This window comes from Streptomyces sp. NPDC058291, assembly GCF_042880855.1.
GTDB lineage: Bacteria > Actinomycetota > Actinomycetes > Streptomycetales > Streptomycetaceae > Streptomyces.
The window spans coordinates 55,148-73,797 of record NZ_JBHVYK010000005.1 but is presented as its reverse complement, the minus strand read 5'-3'; the positions used below and the strand labels follow the sequence as shown (position 1 = coordinate 73,797).

Annotated in this window: 19 protein-coding genes; 13 read left to right on the top strand and 6 right to left on the bottom strand. The window is 71.5% G+C overall.

Translation table 11 applies throughout. From position 1 onward, the window contains the following. The first annotated feature begins 12 nt into the window (after positions 1-12). The 6 genes from ACFVYK_RS04125 (at position 13) to ACFVYK_RS04100 (ending at position 4,431) form a co-directional block, all read left to right on the top strand. Positions 13-1,386, top strand: a complete 1,374-nt coding sequence (locus ACFVYK_RS04125) for a sensor histidine kinase (protein ID WP_389768229.1) — start codon at positions 13-15, stop codon at positions 1,384-1,386. Between the two features lie 32 nt (positions 1,387-1,418). Then, on the top strand, positions 1,419-2,237 hold the full coding sequence (locus ACFVYK_RS04120; RefSeq protein ID WP_389768371.1) for a response regulator: 819 nt from the start codon (positions 1,419-1,421) through the stop codon (positions 2,235-2,237). A 161-nt stretch (positions 2,238-2,398) separates the two neighbouring features. Then, positions 2,399-2,596, top strand: a complete 198-nt coding sequence (locus ACFVYK_RS04115) for a hypothetical protein (protein WP_389768227.1) — start codon at positions 2,399-2,401, stop codon at positions 2,594-2,596. Continuing rightward, positions 2,593-3,186 (top strand): pilus assembly protein TadG-related protein, encoded by a 594-nt coding sequence (locus tag ACFVYK_RS04110; RefSeq protein WP_389768369.1) that lies wholly within the window; start codon positions 2,593-2,595, stop codon positions 3,184-3,186. The genes ACFVYK_RS04115 and ACFVYK_RS04110 overlap by 4 nt, the downstream gene beginning before the upstream one ends. 34 nt (positions 3,187-3,220) lie before the next feature. Then, positions 3,221-3,799 (top strand): hypothetical protein, encoded by a 579-nt coding sequence (locus tag ACFVYK_RS04105; protein WP_389768367.1) that lies wholly within the window; start codon positions 3,221-3,223, stop codon positions 3,797-3,799. An 8-nt stretch (positions 3,800-3,807) separates the two neighbouring features. Next, positions 3,808-4,431, top strand: coding sequence for an OmpA family protein (locus ACFVYK_RS04100; RefSeq protein WP_389768225.1), 624 nt, complete (start codon positions 3,808-3,810; stop codon positions 4,429-4,431). 3 nt (positions 4,432-4,434) lie between these two features. Here ACFVYK_RS04100 and ACFVYK_RS04095 read toward each other — a convergent pair whose 3' ends face one another. Then, positions 4,435-4,782, bottom strand: a complete 348-nt coding sequence (locus tag ACFVYK_RS04095; protein WP_389768223.1) for a DUF192 domain-containing protein — start codon at positions 4,780-4,782, stop codon at positions 4,435-4,437. 179 nt (positions 4,783-4,961) lie between these two features. Here ACFVYK_RS04095 and ACFVYK_RS04090 point away from each other — a divergent pair, with 179 nt between their 5' ends. From ACFVYK_RS04090 to ACFVYK_RS04065, 6 genes are all read left to right on the top strand, one after another. Next, entirely contained in the window at positions 4,962-5,816 is an 855-nt protein-coding gene (locus ACFVYK_RS04090) for a methyltransferase domain-containing protein (RefSeq protein ID WP_389768221.1), read from the top strand. A 567-nt stretch (positions 5,817-6,383) separates the two neighbouring features. Further along, the gene (locus ACFVYK_RS04085) at positions 6,384-7,157 is read left to right on the top strand and encodes an isoprenyl transferase (protein WP_389768219.1); all 774 of its coding nucleotides are present in this window, start codon (positions 6,384-6,386) and stop codon (positions 7,155-7,157) included. Positions 7,158-7,489: 332 nt separating this feature from the next. Then, positions 7,490-8,815 (top strand): PhoH family protein, encoded by a 1,326-nt coding sequence (locus tag ACFVYK_RS04080; protein WP_389768217.1) that lies wholly within the window; start codon positions 7,490-7,492, stop codon positions 8,813-8,815. A gap of 420 nt (positions 8,816-9,235) precedes the next feature. Further along, entirely contained in the window at positions 9,236-9,910 is a 675-nt protein-coding gene (locus ACFVYK_RS04075) for a transglycosylase SLT domain-containing protein (RefSeq protein WP_389768215.1), read from the top strand. 60 nt (positions 9,911-9,970) lie between these two features. Continuing rightward, positions 9,971-10,693, top strand: a complete 723-nt coding sequence (locus ACFVYK_RS04070) for a transglycosylase SLT domain-containing protein (protein ID WP_389768213.1) — start codon at positions 9,971-9,973, stop codon at positions 10,691-10,693. A gap of 160 nt (positions 10,694-10,853) precedes the next feature. After that, entirely contained in the window at positions 10,854-12,221 is a 1,368-nt protein-coding gene (locus ACFVYK_RS04065; protein ID WP_389768211.1) for an AI-2E family transporter, read from the top strand. A 93-nt stretch (positions 12,222-12,314) separates the two neighbouring features. On the opposite strand, the gene ACFVYK_RS04060 is transcribed toward ACFVYK_RS04065, so the two are convergent. Both ACFVYK_RS04060 and ACFVYK_RS04055 read right to left on the bottom strand, forming a co-directional pair. Beyond that, complete coding sequence (locus ACFVYK_RS04060) at positions 12,315-12,851, bottom strand: alkyl hydroperoxide reductase (RefSeq protein WP_389768209.1); 537 nt, start codon at positions 12,849-12,851, stop codon at positions 12,315-12,317. Positions 12,852-12,857: 6 nt separating this feature from the next. Continuing rightward, positions 12,858-13,412 carry a peroxiredoxin gene (locus ACFVYK_RS04055; protein WP_389768207.1) on the bottom strand — a complete coding sequence of 185 codons (555 nt, stop codon included), beginning with the start codon at positions 13,410-13,412 and terminating at the stop codon, positions 12,858-12,860. Between the two features lie 133 nt (positions 13,413-13,545). Between ACFVYK_RS04055 and ACFVYK_RS04050 the strand changes: the two genes are divergently transcribed. Beyond that, a complete protein-coding gene (locus ACFVYK_RS04050; RefSeq protein ID WP_389768205.1) occupies positions 13,546-14,505 on the top strand; it encodes a LysR substrate-binding domain-containing protein in 960 nt (319 codons plus the stop codon). Between the two features lie 516 nt (positions 14,506-15,021). On the opposite strand, the gene ACFVYK_RS04045 is transcribed toward ACFVYK_RS04050, so the two are convergent. Genes ACFVYK_RS04045 through ACFVYK_RS04035 form a run of 3 tightly spaced genes read right to left on the bottom strand, consistent with a single transcriptional unit; the run spans position 15,022 to position 18,565 of the window. Then, positions 15,022-17,358: an ABC transporter permease gene (locus tag ACFVYK_RS04045; protein WP_389768203.1), complete on the bottom strand. Its 2,337-nt coding sequence runs from the start codon at positions 17,356-17,358 to the stop codon at positions 15,022-15,024. Next, entirely contained in the window at positions 17,355-18,044 is a 690-nt protein-coding gene (locus ACFVYK_RS04040) for an ABC transporter ATP-binding protein (protein WP_389768201.1), read from the bottom strand. The genes ACFVYK_RS04045 and ACFVYK_RS04040 overlap by 4 nt, the downstream gene beginning before the upstream one ends. After that, positions 18,041-18,565 carry a PadR family transcriptional regulator gene (locus ACFVYK_RS04035; protein ID WP_389768199.1) on the bottom strand — a complete coding sequence of 175 codons (525 nt, stop codon included), beginning with the start codon at positions 18,563-18,565 and terminating at the stop codon, positions 18,041-18,043. Before ACFVYK_RS04035 ends, ACFVYK_RS04040 begins: the two co-directional genes overlap by 4 nt. Positions 18,566-18,650 lie beyond the last annotated feature (85 nt).

The following is an 18,650-nucleotide window of genomic DNA, read 5'->3' as shown; positions in this document are numbered from 1 at the left end:
GCGGGGACGGCGATGGCGGCGACCACACGAGCACACGGCGGCCTCCCGCGACGACGCCCGGCGCCGCCGCCGACCACGGCGCCGGGGACCACGGCATCCCCGGCCACCACGTCGGCGAACGGAGAGGGCCCGGCCGACGGTCGCGGACCCGCGGCGACGGCGGACGTCTCCCTCCAGGTCAACGCGCTGCAGGCGATGTGCCGGCAGGTCTTCGGGTTCCGGCTGGCCATGATCGCCGTCGCCGCGCCCGCGGCGCTCCTCAACGCCGCGCCCGGCACGGGCGTCCGGCTGGTCGGCGCGGCCGTGGTCGTCACCTTCATGGGCTCCTACGTCCTCTTCCGCGACTGGGAGCGCTTCGGACCCCTGCTGCTGCGCCACCCCTCGCTCCTCGCCGTCGACACCCTGTTCGGCGCGCTGCTGCTGATCTCCGCGGGCCCGGACACGACGCTCGCCTACGTCAGCGTGTGCACCCCGCTGCTCGCCGGCATCGTGTACGGCTGGCGGGGCGCCGCCTGCTTCGCCTCCCTGCAGTCGCTGATCCTGCTGCTCGTCCACGCGGCCCTGCGGCAGGGCCCGGACACCGCCGTCGCGGAGCGGCTGCTGCTGCCCGGTCTCTGCGTCATCACCGGCGCGATGGGCTCCACCCTGCGCCAGCTCATGCTCCGCTTCGGGTCGGCCACCCAGGCGCTGACCAGCGTCAGGGCCCGTCTCGCCGTCACCGAGGCGGTCGCCGCCGAGCGCGCCCGGCTGGCCCGGGAGATGCACGACTCGGTGGCCAAGACGCTTCAGGGGGTGGCCCTCGCGGCGGACGCCCTGGCCCGGTCGGCGGGCTCGCCGGACATGGACCCGGACCGGGTGCGCCGGCACGCCGACCTGGTGTCCCGCGCGGCACGCCGCGCCGCCGCCGAGTCCCGCGAACTCCTCACCGAACTGCGCAGGGACCAGCCGAACCCCGCGCAGGACGTCGACGTGCTGCCCGAACTGGCCGCCCGCACCAGGGCGTTCGCCGACCGCACGGGCCTCACGGCGAGCTACCACGCCACGGGCGACCGCGCGACGCTCCCGGTCCCGCCCGCGGTGGCCCGCCAGCTGCTGACCATCGCCTCGGAGGCCATGGACAACGTCCAGCGCCACGCGGATCCCACACGCGTGGACGTCCGGGCGGGCGTCCACGACGATCACCTGTGCATCAGCGTGCACGACGACGGACGCGGTCTGCCCGTCGGCACCACCCTGGAACAACTGCGCCGGGACGGCCACTTCGGCCTGGTCGGCATGGTGGAGCGGGCGGCCGCCATCGGCGCCCGCATCCACATCGGCCGCGGCGCCCACCCCGGGGGCACCGAAGTCCGCCTGGAGCTGCCCCTCACGGAGACCCGCCCGTGAACGACGTCCCCCACCCGAACGGAAGCCACGTCATGCCGGACCGACCGCCGGACCGACCGCCGCAGCCGGGCGCCGTGCACCCCCTGTTCCCGCCGCCGCCCCGGCCCGCCCCCGTGCGGGTGATCGTGGCCGACGACAACCCCGTGGTCCGCGCGGGCCTGACCGCGCTGCTGAGCGACCTGGACGACATCGACGTCGTCGCGGAGGCGGCGGACGGCCGGGAGGCCTACGAGGCCGCCGTCCGCCACCGGCCCGACGTCGTCCTGCTGGACGTCCGCATGCCCGGCGTCGACGGCCTCTCGGCCCTGCCCCATCTGGCGCGGATCGCCCACGTGGTGATGCTGACGTACAGCCACGAGGCCCGGACCGTCCGGGAAGCCCTGAGCGGTGGGGCGGGCAGCTACCTGGTGCACGGGGAGTTCACCGTGGAGGAGCTGGCGGCGGCGGTGCGGGACGTCACGCGGGGCCGGGCCCACTTCACCCCGACGGCGGCGACGGCGGTGCTGGCACACCTGCAAGAAACTGCGACTGCACACGATGAAGCGGATTATGTCTCCTTGTTTTCCCTGAGTTCAGAGGAATCCCTTTCGCAGTTGCAATCATCCGTGAAACCATCGGTGCCGACGGGCGGGGCCAGGTGCGCGCTCAGCGGGAGGGAGGCGGAGATCATGGATCTCATCGCGTCGGGCATGAACAACCGGCAGATCGCCGCCACCTGCTTCATCAGCGAGAAGACGGTCAAGAACCACATCAACCGCATCTTCGCCAAGCTGCACAGCACCAGCCGCTCCGAGGCCGCGGCCAAGTGGCTGGGGACGGCGGCCGGAGCGTCACGCCGAGGGGTGGGATGACGGGGTGAAGGGGTGGCGCACCGGCCGGACGAGCCGGGATTGGGCCCGGGATTGGGCCCTGAGGCCCTCTGGCGCGACGGGCGCCGAGGCATACGCTCAGGATGCCGACAGCGGCACCGGCGCCCAGCGAGCCGGTCACGCGACACCCGGAGGGGAACAGCATGACCAACTGGATCAACACCACCGTCGCGTACTTCCAGGCCCGGGCCGCCCGCGCCGACAAGGGCCAGACGGCGGTGGAGTACCTCGGCATCATCGCGGTGGTCGTGGCGATCGTCCTGGCGATCACGGGCACGGACATCGGGCAGACGATCTACGACGCGATCACGGCGAAGATCGCCGAGGTCACCGGCGGCTGAAACCACCGCGCGGCGACGCAGGGCAGGCTTTCCCCATCTACATCACGGTGGTGGCGGGCCTGCTCTTTCTCGCGTTCGCCTACCTGGCGGTCGGTCAGGCCGCCGCGAACCGGAACGGCGCCCAGACGGCGGCCGACGCGGCGGCGCTGGCGGCGGCCCAGGACACCCGCGACCAACTCGCGGGCAAGTGGGCGGACGTCGTGCGCGACCCGGCCGAATGGCCGGGCATCCTGAACGGAATCGCCGATGGGTTGGCCCCCTCGTGCCCCCGCGCCGACGATCTGGCTGCCCAGAACGACGCGAGTGTCACCGAATGCACCGAGGGCGGTCTCGACTTCAGGGTCGAGGTCCTCACCGACAAGTCCGTCGGGGACTCCGTGATCCCCGGCACGGAGAGTGTCCGATCGCGGGCCGAGGCGTTGGCCGTGATCGACCCGCTCTGCACCTTCGACCCTCCCGGCGAGGAGGCGGCGGACGACGCGCTGCCGGAACTGACGTGCAAGAACAACAGGAACTGGACGCCGGATCCGGACGATCCCGCGAGCCTGCCGGAGCCTCAGGACCTCTTCCGCGTCCATCTGGCCGACTGACCGACGAACCATGAGCGACGAAGGAAGCAGGGACATGGGCATGGCGTTCACGACGAAGGCCCGCAGGGGGTCGATCGCAGTGGTGGTGGCGGCGGGTCTCGCCCTCGGCGCGGCGGGTTGCGGCGGCGGGGGCGACGACAAGAAGCCCGAGACGTCGACCTCGCGGTCCAAGGCGAGCGACTCCAAGCCCAGCGCGCAGGAGGGGCAGTCCGACACGCCGCTGGCCGAACTCAGGGGCTCGGACGGGCTCCTCCTCGACATCACGTCGGCCGAGCGGGACTCCGGCGGCTTCGTCACCGTGAACGGCACGCTGAAGAACGACGGGGACAAAAGCGTCGTCGTCCCCGCCGCGTTGAGCGGGAACGAAACCGAGATCGTCAGGAACGGAAGGTCGTTCGGCGGAGCCACCCTCGTCGACCCCAAGGGCAAGAAGCGGTACTACGTGCTGCGCGACACGGACGGACGGCCACTCACGACCTCGGGGTTCTCAACGGTCAAGTCCGGGGAAAGCCTCTCCGTGTTCATGCAGTTCCCGGCGCCCCCCTCGGGCACCGCCGAGGTCACCTTCCAGTTGCCGACATTCGCCTCGGCCCCGATCACGATCTCCGGGTGAGGTCCGCCATGCGTCCCGCACGTTCCCGCCTCACCCTGGCCCTCCTCACCCTCACCGTCGTGCTGGCGGCGCCCCTTCCCGGTGTGCGGGCCGACACCGCGCCCAGTGTCCCGCCCGGCACCGAGGCCACCGCCGCCGCGCCCGTGCGGGTGGATCCCAACGATCCCGATCTCAAGCTCCCCGAGGGCGGCACCCTCGCCGAGCCCAAGGTGCTCGACATCAAGCAGGTCGTCGAGGACCAGTCGGGGGACGAGCGCCGCGAGGACACCAACGCGGACGTCACGTTCGCCCTGCAGGCCGAGGTCCTCTTCGGCAAGGACAGCGCGAAACTCGGCGCGCAGGCGAAGTCCCGCATCTCGACGATCGCCGAGGAGATCAGGAAGCAGCACACCAAGGTCGTCCGGGTCTTCGGCTTCACCGACGACCTGGGCTCCTCCGCGCACGGCGACGTCCTGTCGAAGCAGCGGGCGGACGCCGTCCAGGCGCAGCTCGCGGGCCTTCTCGGCGACCCGGACATCACCTTCGAAGTGCGCGGCTACGGCGAGCAGTTCCCCATCTCCGACAACGCGACCGAGGCCGGCCGCAAGAAGAACCGCCGGGTGGAGGTCACGTTCCCGCGCACGACGGGCTGAGCCTCACGCGCACACCCGCACCCGCACCCCGGCCGTCAGCCCCCACCCCGCCATCGCGCCGGCCGCCGCCTCCAGGACGTGCCGGGACCGCAGCCGGGGCAGCCCCAGCCGCCCCGGCGCCATCGTGCGCACCGCGATGACGGTGAGCCGGCGGTCGAGGTACGCGACGTCGATCGGCATGCGCATTCCGAAGGTGTGCACCCCGCCGGCGGGCGACAGCAGCAGCGCCCCGTCCACGGCGTCCCGTCCGAGCAGCCCTCTGGTCCGGGCCCGGTACGAGGCGGCGATCTCCAACGGCACCCGGACCCCGTCCACCAGGAGTTCGCCCCGTCCGTCCCGCCAGCGCGCCATGTCCGTCTCCCCTCGGCTCCGTCGCCGTCCTGTGCACGGTAGCGAGCCGGGACGCGGAAAGGGGCCGTCGCCCGCGGAAGGATGTCCACGCCATGCCCATCGGCGGGTCGAGTCCCGCTGGACCACGAGCGCCCCGGAAATCGGCGGCGGCCCTGCGGCCCCTCTGACACGATCGTCGTATGAACGACAGGGACGACAGGGACGACAGGGACGACAGGGACGGCAGGGACGGCGCCACGGGCGGTCACGAGGACGGCGGCGGGAAGGCCGGCTTCGAGGACCTGCTCGCCGAAGGCGCGGCCGTTCCCACCGACGGGTGGGACTTCTCCTGGTTCGAGGGACGGGCCACCGAGGCGCGGCCCTCCTGGGGGTACGCGATGTCGCTGGCCGCGCGGCTGGCGGTCGCGAGCGCCGCGCTCGACGTGCAGACCGGGGGAGGGGAGGTCCTCGACTTCGCCCTCGCCCGGGCCGATCCCAAGGCCCCCGTCCTCACCGTCGCGACCGAGGGCTGGCCGGCGAACGTCGCCAGGGCCACCGCCCTGCTGCGGCCGCGCGGCATCGCGGTCGTCGCCTCCCCGCAGGACGCGCCGCTGCCCTTCGCGGACTCCTCCTTCGACCTGGTGAGCAGCAGACACCCGGTGCGGCCGCTCTGGCACGAGATCGCCCGCGTCCTGCAGCCCGGCGGCACGTACTTCGCCCAACACGTGGGCCCGCGCAGCGTGTTCGAGCTGGTCGAGTTCTTCCTCGGGCCGCAGCCGGAGGGGGTGAGCGGCAGCCGGCACCCGGACCGCGAGCGTGCCGGGGCGGAGGCGGCGGGGCTGGAGATCGTCGACCTGCGGGCGGAACGGCTGCGGGTCGAGTTCCACGACGTCGCGGCCGTCGTGCACTTCCTGCGCAAGGTGGTCTGGATGGTCCCGGGCTTCACGGTGGAGGCCTACCGGCCCCGGTTGCGCGCCCTGCACGAGCGGATCGAGGCCGACGGCCCCTTCGTCGCCCACAGCACCCGCCATCTCGTCGAGGCCCGTCGGCGGTGAACCGGCCGGCGACCGCCGGGCGGGCCCGCCGCGGCAGCGGTCGAGCGGCCCGTGTCTCCACGGAGTTCCACCTCGTCATCGCGAGTGGTTCGCAGCTGCGTGCCGTTCGCGTAAGTCCGGGCCCAGGCAACTCGCGTGAGCAAAGCTGCGTGGACGTCGCCGCGCAGCGGAGGGGGCTGCGCGGTGCCGCCCGCGTCAAGCGGGCGTGCCCGGCCGGGTTAGCCCGTCAGAGGGACGGTGGACCCGCGGCCCGCGAGGCTCAAGCCCCCGCAAAACCTGCACATCCTTCGGTGCAAGGGCCCACTTCCCTGCGAATCGGCTGTTTTCCAGCCATGAATGACCCAGGAACCATGTCCGCGGAGGGCACCGGCGCGTCGCCGAGCGACTCCGGAGAGTAGTTGTGGCGCGCCGATGCGCGCAGCATCACTTACGAAGGGTTATGGTGGAAACCCCCCCTCGGGCCGGTCCGTCTCCCCCCCACGGACCGGCCCGTTTTTTTGCCCAAGTCCGCACAGGGGTAGGCTGCGCCCCGCGGGGACCGCACCGTACGGAGGGGCTGACAATCACGTGAACCTGCGCGACAAGCTGCGCGGCCTTCTGGTCAGGCTGTACGCACGCCGGGTGGAAGGCCACCTGGACCACGCTCAGGTGCCCAAGCACATCGGCGTCATCATGGACGGCAACCGGCGCTGGGCGAAGGCCGCGGGATCCACCACCGAACACGGCCACCGGGCCGGCGCCGACAAGATCGAGGAGTTCCTCGGCTGGTGCACCGAGACGGACGTCGAGGTGGTCACCCTCTGGCTGCTGTCGACGGACAACCTCGACCGCCCCCAGGAAGAGCTCGTCCCCCTCCTCGGCATCATCGAGGACGTCGTGCGCACCCTCGCCGCCGACGGCCGCTGGCGCGTCCACCACGTCGGCACCCCCGACATCCTCCCCTCCCATGTGCAGACCGCGCTCAAGGAGGCCGAGGAGTCCACCGCCCACGTCGACGGAATACTGGTCAACGTCGCCATCGGGTACGGCGGTCGTCAGGAGATCGCCGACGCCGTGCGCTCGATGATCGTGGACGCGGCGGAGAAGGGCACCTCGATGGAGGAGCTCGCCGACTCCGTCAGCGTCGACCTGATCGGCCGCCACCTCTACACCGGCGCCCAGCCCGACCCCGACCTGGTGATCCGCACCAGCGGCGAGCAGCGGCTGTCCGGATTCATGCTGTGGCAGACGGCCCACGCGGAGTACTACTTCTGTGAGGTCTTCTGGCCGGCCTTCCGTAAGGTCGACTTCCTGCGGGCGCTGCGCGACTACGCGGCCCGCCACCGGCGTTACGGCGGCTGAGGCCCACCCCCCGTCCGCATGAGGACGGTCCGTGTACCCCCTTCGGGGCGGAAGTAACGTGGAGTTCACCGGCGCGCCGTCATATGCCGTGGCATGGCGAGGCGTGTGAGAGGGCATAACCCAAGCAGGTCGACGCCCGAACCACGGGTGTCGGATCTCAGCGGACGGCACGGGGCCGTCCGCCCGGGAGGCCCTTTGCACCAGCCCGACCGTGCGGTCACGGCACGGAACAAGCAGCGGGGGGCCGGTTCTCGGCCCGTGCAGGGCGGCCGCGAACCGGTCCAGCTCCACTCCGTCGCTCCCCGACCTCATCCGAGGGGGTACGTCCTTCCGTGGTGACCAGCACAAAGCGCCGTATGCCAGACCGGCGCACCTATGTTCTCGACACCAGCGTCCTGCTGGCCGACCCGAACGCCATGACCCGCTTCGAGGAGCACGAGGTCGTGCTCCCCATCGTCGTGGTCACGGAACTGGAGGCCAAGCGGCACCATCCGGAGCTCGGCTACTTCGCCCGTCAGGCGCTGCGTCTGCTGGACGACTACCGGGTGAAGTTCGGTCGCCTCGACGCTCCCATCCCGATCGGGGAACTCGGCGGGACCGTCCGTGTCGAGCTCAATCACTCGGACCCCAGCGTGCTGCCGACCGGCTACCGCCTGGGGGACAACGACTCCCGCATCCTCGCGGTGGCCCGCAACCTGCAGGCCGAGGGGTTCGACGTCACCGTCGTGTCGAAGGACCTCCCGCTGCGGATCAAGGCGTCCTCGGTCGGTCTCCTCGCCGAGGAGTACCGCGCGGAGCTCGCCATCACGGGATCCTCCGGCTGGACCGGAATGTCCGAACTGACGCTGTCCGGCGAGCAGGTGGACATCCTCTTCGAGGAGGGGCGCCTGCAGGTGGCCGAGGTCGCCGACCTGCCCGTGCACACCGGTCTGACCATCCAGTCCGAGCGCGGCAAGGCCCTGGGCCGGGTCACCGCCGACGGCAGCGTCCGGCTGGTGCGCGGCGACCGGGAGGCCTTCGGCATCAAGGGCCGCAGCGCCGAGCAGCGCATCGCGCTCGATCTGCTGCTCGACCCGGACGTCGGGATCCTGTCCATGGGCGGCCGGGCCGGCACCGGCAAGTCGGCGCTGGCGCTGTGCGCGGGTCTGGAGGCGGTCCTGGAGCGCCGTCAGCACCAGAAGGTGATGGTCTTCCGGCCGCTGTACGCGGTGGGCGGGCAGGAGCTGGGCTATCTGCCCGGTTCCGAGGCCGACAAGATGGGTCCCTGGGCCCAGGCGGTCTTCGACACGCTGTCCGCGGTCACCAGTCGCGAGGTCATCGAGGAGATCACCGCGCGCGGCATGCTGGAGGTCCTGCCGCTGACCCACATCCGCGGCCGCTCCCTCCACGACGCCTTCGTGATCGTCGACGAGGCGCAGTCGCTCGAACGGAATGTGCTGCTCACCGTTCTGTCCCGGATCGGGGCGAACTCCCGGGTGGTGCTGACCCACGACGTGGCGCAAAGGGACAATCTGCGAGTCGGCCGGTACGACGGCGTGGTGGCCGTCGTCGAGAAACTGAAGGGGCATCCGCTCTTCGCGCACGTCACGCTGAACCGGTCCGAGAGGTCCCAGATCGCGGCGCTTGTGACCGAAATGCTGGAGGATGGGCAGATCTGATCCACTCGCCCCAACCCATCGGGGCTCGGCGGTAGTTGGCGCCGTCCGACAAAGGCTGTGAGCCTAGTCGGGCGGCGCCGTCGTGTGCGGGGGTTTCGCGAAATCCCAGGGGTCCCCACAGGTGTGAGCTTTCACACCCAACTCGGAATTGCCTTGCGGTGTCGGGTTACGGCAGAGTCTCGGTTCTGTCAGGCCCCGCATACGGCACACCTGTACCCCCAGGGGTACGGAAACCCACTTGCACCACTGTTCAACTCCATAGCGCCGTCGTATGCCGCCCGAGCACCACGCGGCGCTCCCCTCCGGGAGTTGCCCACCGGGCCCGTGTCTCCTGTGACCCCGCAGTTCGGAGACCAGCGTCAAGGGCACGATCGCGTCCGCCAGGGTCATCGAAGCGGACGATGCTGGAAGGAAAACCGTGTGAGCCGGATCTCGGTCCGGGGATTCGCAGTGGCTTCGGCCACGGCGGTCACCGCTGTCGGAAGCGTCGTCGGCGTTGCCTCGGGCAGTGTCGCGCAGTCCAACGACGCAGAGGCGACGGCGAGCGACGCGACGCTCCTCGCAGACCTGCCGGTGGGCCAGCAGGCCCAGGTGCAGACGGCGTCCCTCACGCAGCAGGCCAGTTACCAGGCCATCGCCGCGGACGAGGGCGCGAAGAAGGACGCCGAGGAAGCGGCCCGCAAGGCCGCGGCCAAGACGGCGGTCGCGAAGAAGGAGGCCGCCGAGAAGGCGGCCAAGGAGCGCGCCGAGGCCAAGACCAAGGCCAGCCGGAGCGCCGGCGACTTCCCGATCCTGGGCTCCTACTCCACCGCGCAGATCCAGGCGATGGCGGCCCAGATGGTGCCGAGCGGCCAGTTCCAGTGCTTCAGCAACATCGTGGACCACGAGTCCAGCTGGAACTACCACGCGGTCAACGCCTCCTCCGGCGCCTACGGCCTGTTCCAGGCGCTGCCGGCCGGCAAGTACGCCTCCGCCGGCGCCGACTGGCAGAGCAACCCGGCCACCCAGATCAAGTGGGGCCTGAACTACATGGACAGCCGGTACGGCAGCCCCTGTGAGGCGTGGTCGTTCTGGCAGGCCAACCACTGGTACTGAGCGCGGGCGGCTTTCGGCCGTCGTTCCCCTCCATCTGATGACCCGGCAGAAGGAATCCGAGTGAGCCCGATATCCGCCAGGGGATTCGCCGTGGCCTCGGCCACCGCGGTCACCACCGTCGGCGCCGTCATGGGGGTCGCCCAGGGCGACGCCCTGCACTCCGTCGACGACGCCCAGGCGACGGGCGGCTCGACGCTGCTCGCCGACTTACCCGTAGGCGAGCAGGTCGAGGTCCAGACCGCCTCCCTGACGCACCAGGCCGACGTCCAGGCCATCGCCGCCGACGCCACCGCCAAGAAGACGGCGGAGGAGACGGCCCGCAAGCAGGCCGCCAAGGACGCGGTGGCCAAGCAGCAGGCCGCCGCGGACAAGGCCAAGGCCGAGAAAGAGGCCAAGGAGGCCAAGGAGGCCAAGGAGCGCGCCGAGACCAAGGCCGGCACCGAGACGCAGTCCGCCTCGGGCAACGCCACCTTCGTCCAGCAGGGGTCGTACACCACCTCCGAGGTCCAGGCCATCGCCCGTCAGATCATTCCCGGCGGGCAGTTCCAGTGCTTCAGCAACATCGTGGAGCACGAGTCCGGCTGGAACTACAAGGCGGTCAACCCCTCCTCCGGCGCCTACGGCCTCGTCCAGGCCTACCCGGGCTCCAAGATGTCGTCCGTCGGCGCGGACTGGCAGACCAACCCGGCCACCCAGATCAAGTGGGGCCTGAACTACATGAACGAGCGCTACGGCAGCCCGTGCGGCGCCTGGGACTACTGGCAGGCCAACAACTCCTACTGACGGCCCCTCCACGGGCCGTGGCCGGCTCGGCGGCCCCGCTCGACCTCGCGCAGCCCCTCCCCGTCATAGGGGCAGGGGCTTTCGCCCTGTACGGTCGGATCGGCCGTGACCGACGACTCCAGGGGGAGTGGTGGGGAGAGACGGGGGAAGAGGACGGATCATGTCGCGAGTGCCAACGTGGCTCGGCCGGCTCGGCGCCGGCCTGAGCGAGATGGGTGAGCGGCTCGACGAGCGGCGTGCCGAGGTCGAGCGGGAGGCCGCCGAGTCGAAACCGGCGCGGCCCGAGGCGTCCGAGCCGTCCTCCGAGGCGTTCTCGCCGGAGTCCGCGCCTGCCGTCCCGCGCCCGGATCCCGCGCACGCGGTGCCGTGGGGGGTCAGGGTCGCGGCCGAGGCGGGCTGGCGGCTGCTGGTGCTCGCCGGGACCCTCTGGGTGCTGATAAGAGTCATCAGCGAGATCCAGCTGGTCGTCATGGCCTTCGTGGTCGCGCTGCTGCTGACCGCGCTCCTGCAGCCCACGGTGGCCCGGCTGAAGCGGGCCGGCGTGCCCGGCGGGGCGGCCACCGCGCTGACGGCGATCCTCGGGTTCGTCGTCATCGGCCTGATGGGCTGGTTCGTGACCTGGCAGGTCATGGCGAACATCGACAACCTCTCCGACCAGGTCCAGGACGGCATCGACGACCTGCGCCGCTGGCTGCTCAACAGCCCGTTCCACGTCACCGACAAGCAGATCAACGGCATCGCCAAGAACCTGCGCGACGCGATCGGGAACAACACCGACTCGATCACCTCGGCGGGCCTGGAGGGCGTCACCGTCGTCGTCGAGGCGCTGACCGGCATCCTGCTGGCGTTCTTCTCGACCCTGTTCCTGCTCTACGACGGCAGGCGCATCTGGGAGTGGACGCTCAAGCTGGTCCCGGCCGCGGCCCGGCCGGGCGTGGCGGGGGCCGGTCCGCGGGCCTGGGCGACGCTGACGGCGTACGTGCGCGGCACGGTGATAGTCGCGCTGATCGACGCGATCTTCATCGGCCTCGGCATCTACTTCCTGGACGTGCCGATGGCCGTCCCGCTCGCCGTCTTCATCTTCCTGTTCTCCTTCATCCCGCTCGTCGGCGCGGTCGCCTCCGGGGCGCTGGCCGTCGTCGTCGCGCTGGTCACCCAGGGCGTCTTCGCGGCGGTGATGACGCTGGCGGTCGTGCTGGCGGTGCAGCAGATCGAGGGTCACATCCTGCAGCCGTTCATCCTCGGCCGCGCGGTGCGGGTCCACCCGCTGGCCGTGGTCCTCTCGGTCGCGGCGGGCGGCATGGTGGCCGGCATCGGCGGCGCGATCGTGGCGGTGCCCCTGGTGGCCGTCACCAACACGGTGGTGGGCTACCTGCACGCCTACTCCCGCGAGCAGAGCCTGCGGCACGCGCCCCGTCCACGAGGTGCGACGGCGTCGAACGTCGCCCCGGTGACGGCGGCCGCGGCGAACGGCCCCGAGGACGAGCGGCCCGACCCGGCCGGAGAACCCCCCGCCCCGGGCGCCTGACGCGACGAGGCCCCGCCCACCGGGAGGGTGAGCGGGGCTCCGTGAGGTTCGCACGCCGGCCGGCCTGCGTGGACGTCGGCCGGCGCCGTGACGTCAGCAGTCGGCGAGGACCGTCTCCGCGTCGAGGGTCACGGCGACCGCCTGGATCACCGAGGCGATCTTGAAGGCTTCCTGGACGATCTCGCGCTCGACGCCCGCCTTGCGCAGCACCTGCTCGTGGGAGTCGAGGCACATGCCGCAGCCGTTGATCGCGGAGACCGCGAACGACCACAGCTCGAAGTCGACCTTGTCGACGCCGGGGTTGCCGATCACGTTCATCCGCAGACCGGCCCGCAGGCTGCCGTACTCGTGGTCGGAGAGCAGGTGGCGGGTGCGGTAGAAGACGTTGTTCATCGCCATCACGGCGGCGGCCGACCGGGCCGCGGTGTACGCCTCCGGCGAGAGGTTGGCCTTCGCCTCCGGCGCGAGCTCGCGCAGCACGATCGGGGAGCGGGCGGCGATCGCGGTCGCCAGCACGGTGCCCCACAGCTGCTGCGCGGGCAGGTCGGAGTTGCCGATGACCGAGCCCAGGTTGAGGCGCAGGTCCTTGGCGTAGTCCGGGATCGCGGACTTCAGGGAGTCGAGGGACATCTCAGCTCACTCCCCGGCCAGCAGCTTGACCGGGTCGAGGGTGTTCTCGCCCTTGGTCCAGTTGCACGGGCACAGCTCGTCGGTCTGCAGGGCGTCCAGAACCCGCAGGACCTCCTTGGGGTTACGGCCCACGGAGCCCGCGGTGACCATCGTGAACTGGATCTCGCGGTGGGGGTCCACGATGAACACGGCGCGCTGGGCGAAGCCGTCCTCGCCCTCGATGCCGAGGTCGCGCATCAGCTCGTGGCGGGAGTCGGCCATCATCGGGAACGGCAGGTCGGTCAGGTCCGGGTGGTCCTTGCGCCAGGCGTGGTGGACGAACTCGGAGTCGCCGGAGAAGCCGAGGATCTGCGCGTCGCGGTCGGCGAACTCGTCGTTCAGCTTGCCGAACGCGGCGATCTCGGTCGGGCAGACGAAGGTGAAGTCCTTGGGCCACGCGAAGACCACGAGCCACTTGCCCTCGTAGGACTTGTGGTGGATCTGCTCGAACTCCGCACCCTTCTCCAGCGAGACGCAGGCGGTCAGTTCGAACTCGGGGAACTTGTCACCGACAGTGAGCACACGCTCTCCTTGCAGCGAGGAAGTGTCCGGATCGCGGACGCTTCCCTTGGGTTGGACGGCCTCGATCGTGGCACAGGGTGCATTGATTCAGGAAATGGCTACACTCGATTGAGTTGATCGGAGGTAGTTATCAGTGACTGCGGGTAACGCGGGGGGTAGAAGGCGGCCGCCCAGTCCGGCCCAACTGCGGGCCTTCACGGCCGTCGCCGAGCATCTGCACTTCCGGGACGCGGCGGCCGCCATCGGCATGAGCCAGCCGGCCCTGTCCGGGGCCGTGTCGGCCCTGGAGGAGACCCTCGGGGTCACCCTTCTCGAGCGTACGACCCGCAAGGTGCTGCTCTCGCCCGCCGGCGAGCGGCTCGTCGTCCGGGCCCGGGCGGTGCTCGCGGAGATGGAGGCGCTGATGGAGGAGGCCGAGGCGGTGCGCGCCCCCTTCACCGGAGCGCTGCGGCTCGGCGTCATCCCCACCGTCGCGCCCTACCTCCTGCCGACCGTCCTGCGGCTGGTCCACGAGCGCTACCCGCATCTCGACCTCCAGGTGCACGAGGAGCAGACCGCCGGCCTCGTCGACGGCCTGCACACCGGCCGGCTCGACCTGCTGCTGCTCGCCGTCCCCCTCGGCGTCACGGGCATCGTCGAACTCCCCCTGTTCGACGAGGACTTCGTGCTGGTCACACCCCCCGGTCATGCGCTCGGCGGCCGGTCGGGCATCGCACGCGAGGCGCTGAAGGAGCTCAATCTGCTGCTTCTCGACGAGGGGCACTGTCTGCGCGACCAGGCGCTGGACATCTGCCGCGAGGCGGGCCGCGGGGACGCGCCGGTGACCACCACGGCCGCCGGGCTCTCCACTCTCGTCCAGCTGGTCGCCGGCGGACTGGGGTGCACGCTCCTGCCGCGCACCGCCGTCACCGTCGAGACCAGCCGGAGCACGCACCTGCTCACCGGCTCCTTCGCCGACCCCGCGCCCGCCCGCCGCATCGCCCTGGCCATGCGCACCGGGGCGGCGAGGGGCGCGGAGTACCGGGCGCTGGCGCACGCCCTGCGGGAGGCCCTGCGACCCCTTCCGGTAAGGGTGCTCGGCGACGCCGACTGAGGCCCGTCGGCGAGCCGTGCCGGGCCGCCTCGGTGGCTCGATCGGTGGTCAAATGAGCGCTCTGTACGGTGAATCGGGGTCGAAGGCGGGTCAAGTTCCGTCAGCTGCGGACAGGTCGGGAATCCCTCGCTGGACCATGCGCGCCGGCTGATAAGCCTTCCCTCCTCAGCGCTACGCGTCAGACGTATGTGCGAGAGGCCCGAGGGGAGTGGTGTCGGGCTACGAGCTGCCGGCACGCGACCTCGCCGCGTGCGGCCGGGACGGCTTCACCGGGGAGCTGCGCGTGTCCGGTTCGCCCGGCGGCGCCTTCCCTCTCCGCGGCGGGCTGGTCGTCGCCTTCGAGTCCCCGGGCGCGCCCGGCCGCCGTCGAGTCGCCGGGCGCGCCCGCCCCGGAGGCGCTGCTGCTGCGCTCCGGCCGGATCGGCGGCGAGAAGTGGGCCGCGTACGCGGACGGTCCCTCCCCGAGCGGGGAGGGACCGTCCGCCCGTGACGGGCGGCGCCGCCCGGAGGCGGCGGTTACTCCGTGCGCAGCCCGTCCGGCCGCATCAGCCGGATGAGCGGCGGCAGGCTCAGCAGCGTCACCAGCAGGACGACGCCCGCGCCGCAGCCGGTCATCGCCAGCACGCTTCCCCAGTCCACGGCCACCGGCGTGCCCGTCATCCGCAGCAGCACCGTGCCGAGCGTCAGCCCCACCGCCGAGGCCAGCAGCAGGCCGAGACCGATCGGGACGGCCGTCTGCCACAGCACCGACAGGCCCAGCGTGCGCCGCCGGGTGCCGAAGGCGACCAGGGCCGACAGCAGCTTGCGCCGCTCCCGCAGCTGCTCCAGCTGCGAGACCAGCAGGCTCGCGCCGATCAGCAGCAGCACGCAGACGGAGCCCACGAGCAGGCCGGTGCGGATGGAGGTGTACGTGTCGTCCTGCTCCGTCGACGACCAGTTCATCGGGCGGGACAGCGGATCCACCTGGAACGCCGTGTTGCGGGCGTACTCGTAGGCGTCGGGCACGGAGTCGTCGATCGAGAGGTACAGCTGGCCCCTGACCGTCTTCTCGGCCGCCTTGGGCAGCGCGCCGGGCGTCAGCAGGAAGCCGCCGCGCTCCCACCCGGTGAGCCCCTTGACCGACTGCGCCTGAACGACGCCCGCGGGGACGGTCCACACGACTTCCCCCACCTCCTCGGAGGGCGGCTGGAGGTACAGCTTCTTGCCGGCCTTGTTCATCTGGAGCCCGTTGCCGGAGTCGTCGCCGCCGGCGAGGACGAACACGTCGCCGTCCTTGCACGTGGGCAGCTTCGCCAGCTCGCGCAGGGCCGGGCAGTCGCCCACCGTCAGGTCTTCGCTCAGGGCCTGGCCGTTGTCGCTGCTCCAGGAGGAGTCGCCGACGTAGCCCTCCCACAGGGCCGTGACGTGGCGGACGGCCTTGGTGTCGGTGAACTTCCGGGCGGTGTCGGCCATCGGGACGCCGTCGGGCACCTCCACCTGCAGCTGGGCCCGGGTGACGTCGCGGCCGGTGGCCTTGGTGTAGTCGTCGTCCACGCCGGCGAACAGCATCTGCAGCGCGATCGCCCCGGCGACCGCCACCGCGATGCCGTTGACCATCCGGGCCGCCGTGCCGCTGCTCAACTGCAGCCGCCGTACCGCGAGCTGCCAGGCGACGCCGCCGGCGCCGAGCTTGCCGACGACCGTCTCCACGAGCCAGGGCAGCAGGGCGGTGATCCCGACGAGGAGCAGCAGGACGCCGCCGATCACCAGGTACTTGTTGAAGTTCCCGTTCTCGCGGCCCTGTCCGATCATCGGGTAGAGCATCGCGAGGCCGGCCACCGGCAGCAGCAGCCGCCACCACAGCCGGCGTCGCGCGGGCTTCGCCGTGCGCACCACGCCCAGGGGTTCGATCACCACTCCGCGCAGGGCGAAGAGGGTGACCAGGACCGCGGCCGTCGGCACGGCCAGCGCGACCAGCACGGCCAGCGCGGGAGAGGGGTCGAGGTAGCTGGGCCACACGCTGAAGCCCACCACCTCGACCTGGCCCGCCGCCTGGCGGCCGGCCAGGAAGAAGACGGTGCCGAGCACCAGGCCCAGCAGCGAGCCGGCCATCGCCTCGCCCGCCGCGATGCGCCGGGTCATCCGGCCGTCGGAGCCGATCAGTCGCAGCGCGGCGAGCCGGCGGTCGCGCCGCTCGCCGCCGAACCGCACGGCCGCGGCGATGAACACGGCCACCGGCATCAGCAGCACCACGATGACGACGAGGATGAGCAGGACCAGCACGGGGTCGGTCTGCTCCTTCGACGGCTCGGGGTTCCCGAACGTCTTCAGGCGGGTCACCACCGCGCCGGTGCCGACGTGCGCGGAGAGTCCGGAGGCGCCCGTGTAGTAGGCGAGTTCCTGGGAGCCGACCAGGCCGCTCTCCGCGATCGTCCCGATCACGCGGTAGGGCAGCCGCTCACGCAGCAGCGCCGAACCGTCGGCGTCGAGGAGCTTCTTCAGCGCGGGCGAGACCATCATGTCGCCCGGGGCCGGGAAGCGGCTCACGCCGGGCGGCCGCGGGGCACGCGAACCCTCCGGCTCCACCATCCGGCCACGGATGTCCTTGCCGCGGAACGACGTGTCCGAGTCGGCGATCAGCAGGGTGTCGTCGCCCTTGGGCGGCGGCTCCGTGAACGCCCAGTCGAGCCGGGCCTGTTCACGGTCGTGGCGCACCGCGAGCGCGTTCGGCACCGCCGTGGTCAGCAGCAGGACGGCGACGCCGAGCCCGACGCCGACCGCCGTCAGCACGGCCCGCACCCAGCCCTCCCGGCCGCCCGCGAAGGCGAACCGGATCCCCAGCCCCAGGTCACGGGACCATTGACGCACGCTCATATGGCGCGCTCCATGTCCCGCGACTTGCCGTCCCGTACGACGATCTCGCGGTCGGAGTAGGCGGCCACCCGGGCCTCGTGGGTGACGAGGACGACGGCGGCGTTGGCGGACCGGGCGGCCTCGGTGAGCAGCTCCATCACGCGCTCGCCGTTGAGCGAGTCCAGCGCGCCGGTCGGCTCGTCGGCGAACAGCACGCGGGGGTTGGTGACCAGCGAGCGGGCCACGGCGACCCGCTGCCCCTGACCGCCGGAGACCTCGCCGGGCCGCTTCTTGCCGAGGTCGTCGACCTCCAGCCGCTTCATCCAGTCCAGCGCGGTGCGTTCGGCCTGCTTGCGCGGGGCGCCGTTCAGCCGCAGCGGCAGCGCCACGTTCTCCACGCAGGTCAGTTCGGGCACCAGCTGCCCGAACTGGAACACGAAGCCGAACTCCGAGCGCCGCAGCAGACTGCGCTGGGCGTCGCTCATGGTGGCCAGGTCACGGCCGTCGTACAGGATCGAGCCGGAGTCGGGCGTCACGATGCCGGCGAGGCAGTGCAGCAGCGTCGACTTGCCGGAGCCGGACGGGCCCATCACCGCGACGACCTCGCCGGGGTGGATGGAGAACTCGGCGCCGTCCAGCGCCATGGTCGGGCCGTACGCCTTGCGCAGGTCCTCCGCGACGAGCAGGGATCCCCCGGGAGCGTTCACGCGTGCATCGCCGCCTTCAGCTTGTCGAGACGCGCGGCGGCCAGCTCCAGCCAGCGCAGGTCGGCTTCGAGATGGAACAGCGCGTGGTCGCAGATCAGCTGGTCGGCCAGATCGCCCTTGCGCTTGCGGTCGGTGAGGATGCGCATGCTGCGCAGGTGCTCCGAACGCTGGGTGTCGAGGATGTCGGCGGCGTCGCGGTGGGTGAGCAGCGCGAGGACGACTTTGGTGTAGAGCGTCGACTGCAGGTACGGCTCGGGCTTCTCGGGCGTGGCGAGCCACTGCTCGACGTCGGTGATCCCGGCGTCGGTGATGGCGTACCGCTTGCGCTCGGGGCCGCCGCCGGCCTCGATGCCGTCGACCTCGACGAGCCCGTGCTTCAGCAGGCGCGACATCGTCGAGTAGACCTGGCCGTAGTGCAGCGGCCGGTCGTGACCGAACTTCTCGTCGAAGGCCCGCTTGAGGTCGTAGCCGTGGCGGGGCCCGGACTCCAGGAGACCCAGGAGGGTGTGACCGATGGACATGACGAGCAATGTACATGCGGTGTATACCCGGCGTGTATACGCGGAGTGCGCAGGTGGCAGCGGGGGGTACGGCTCCGCAGGTGAC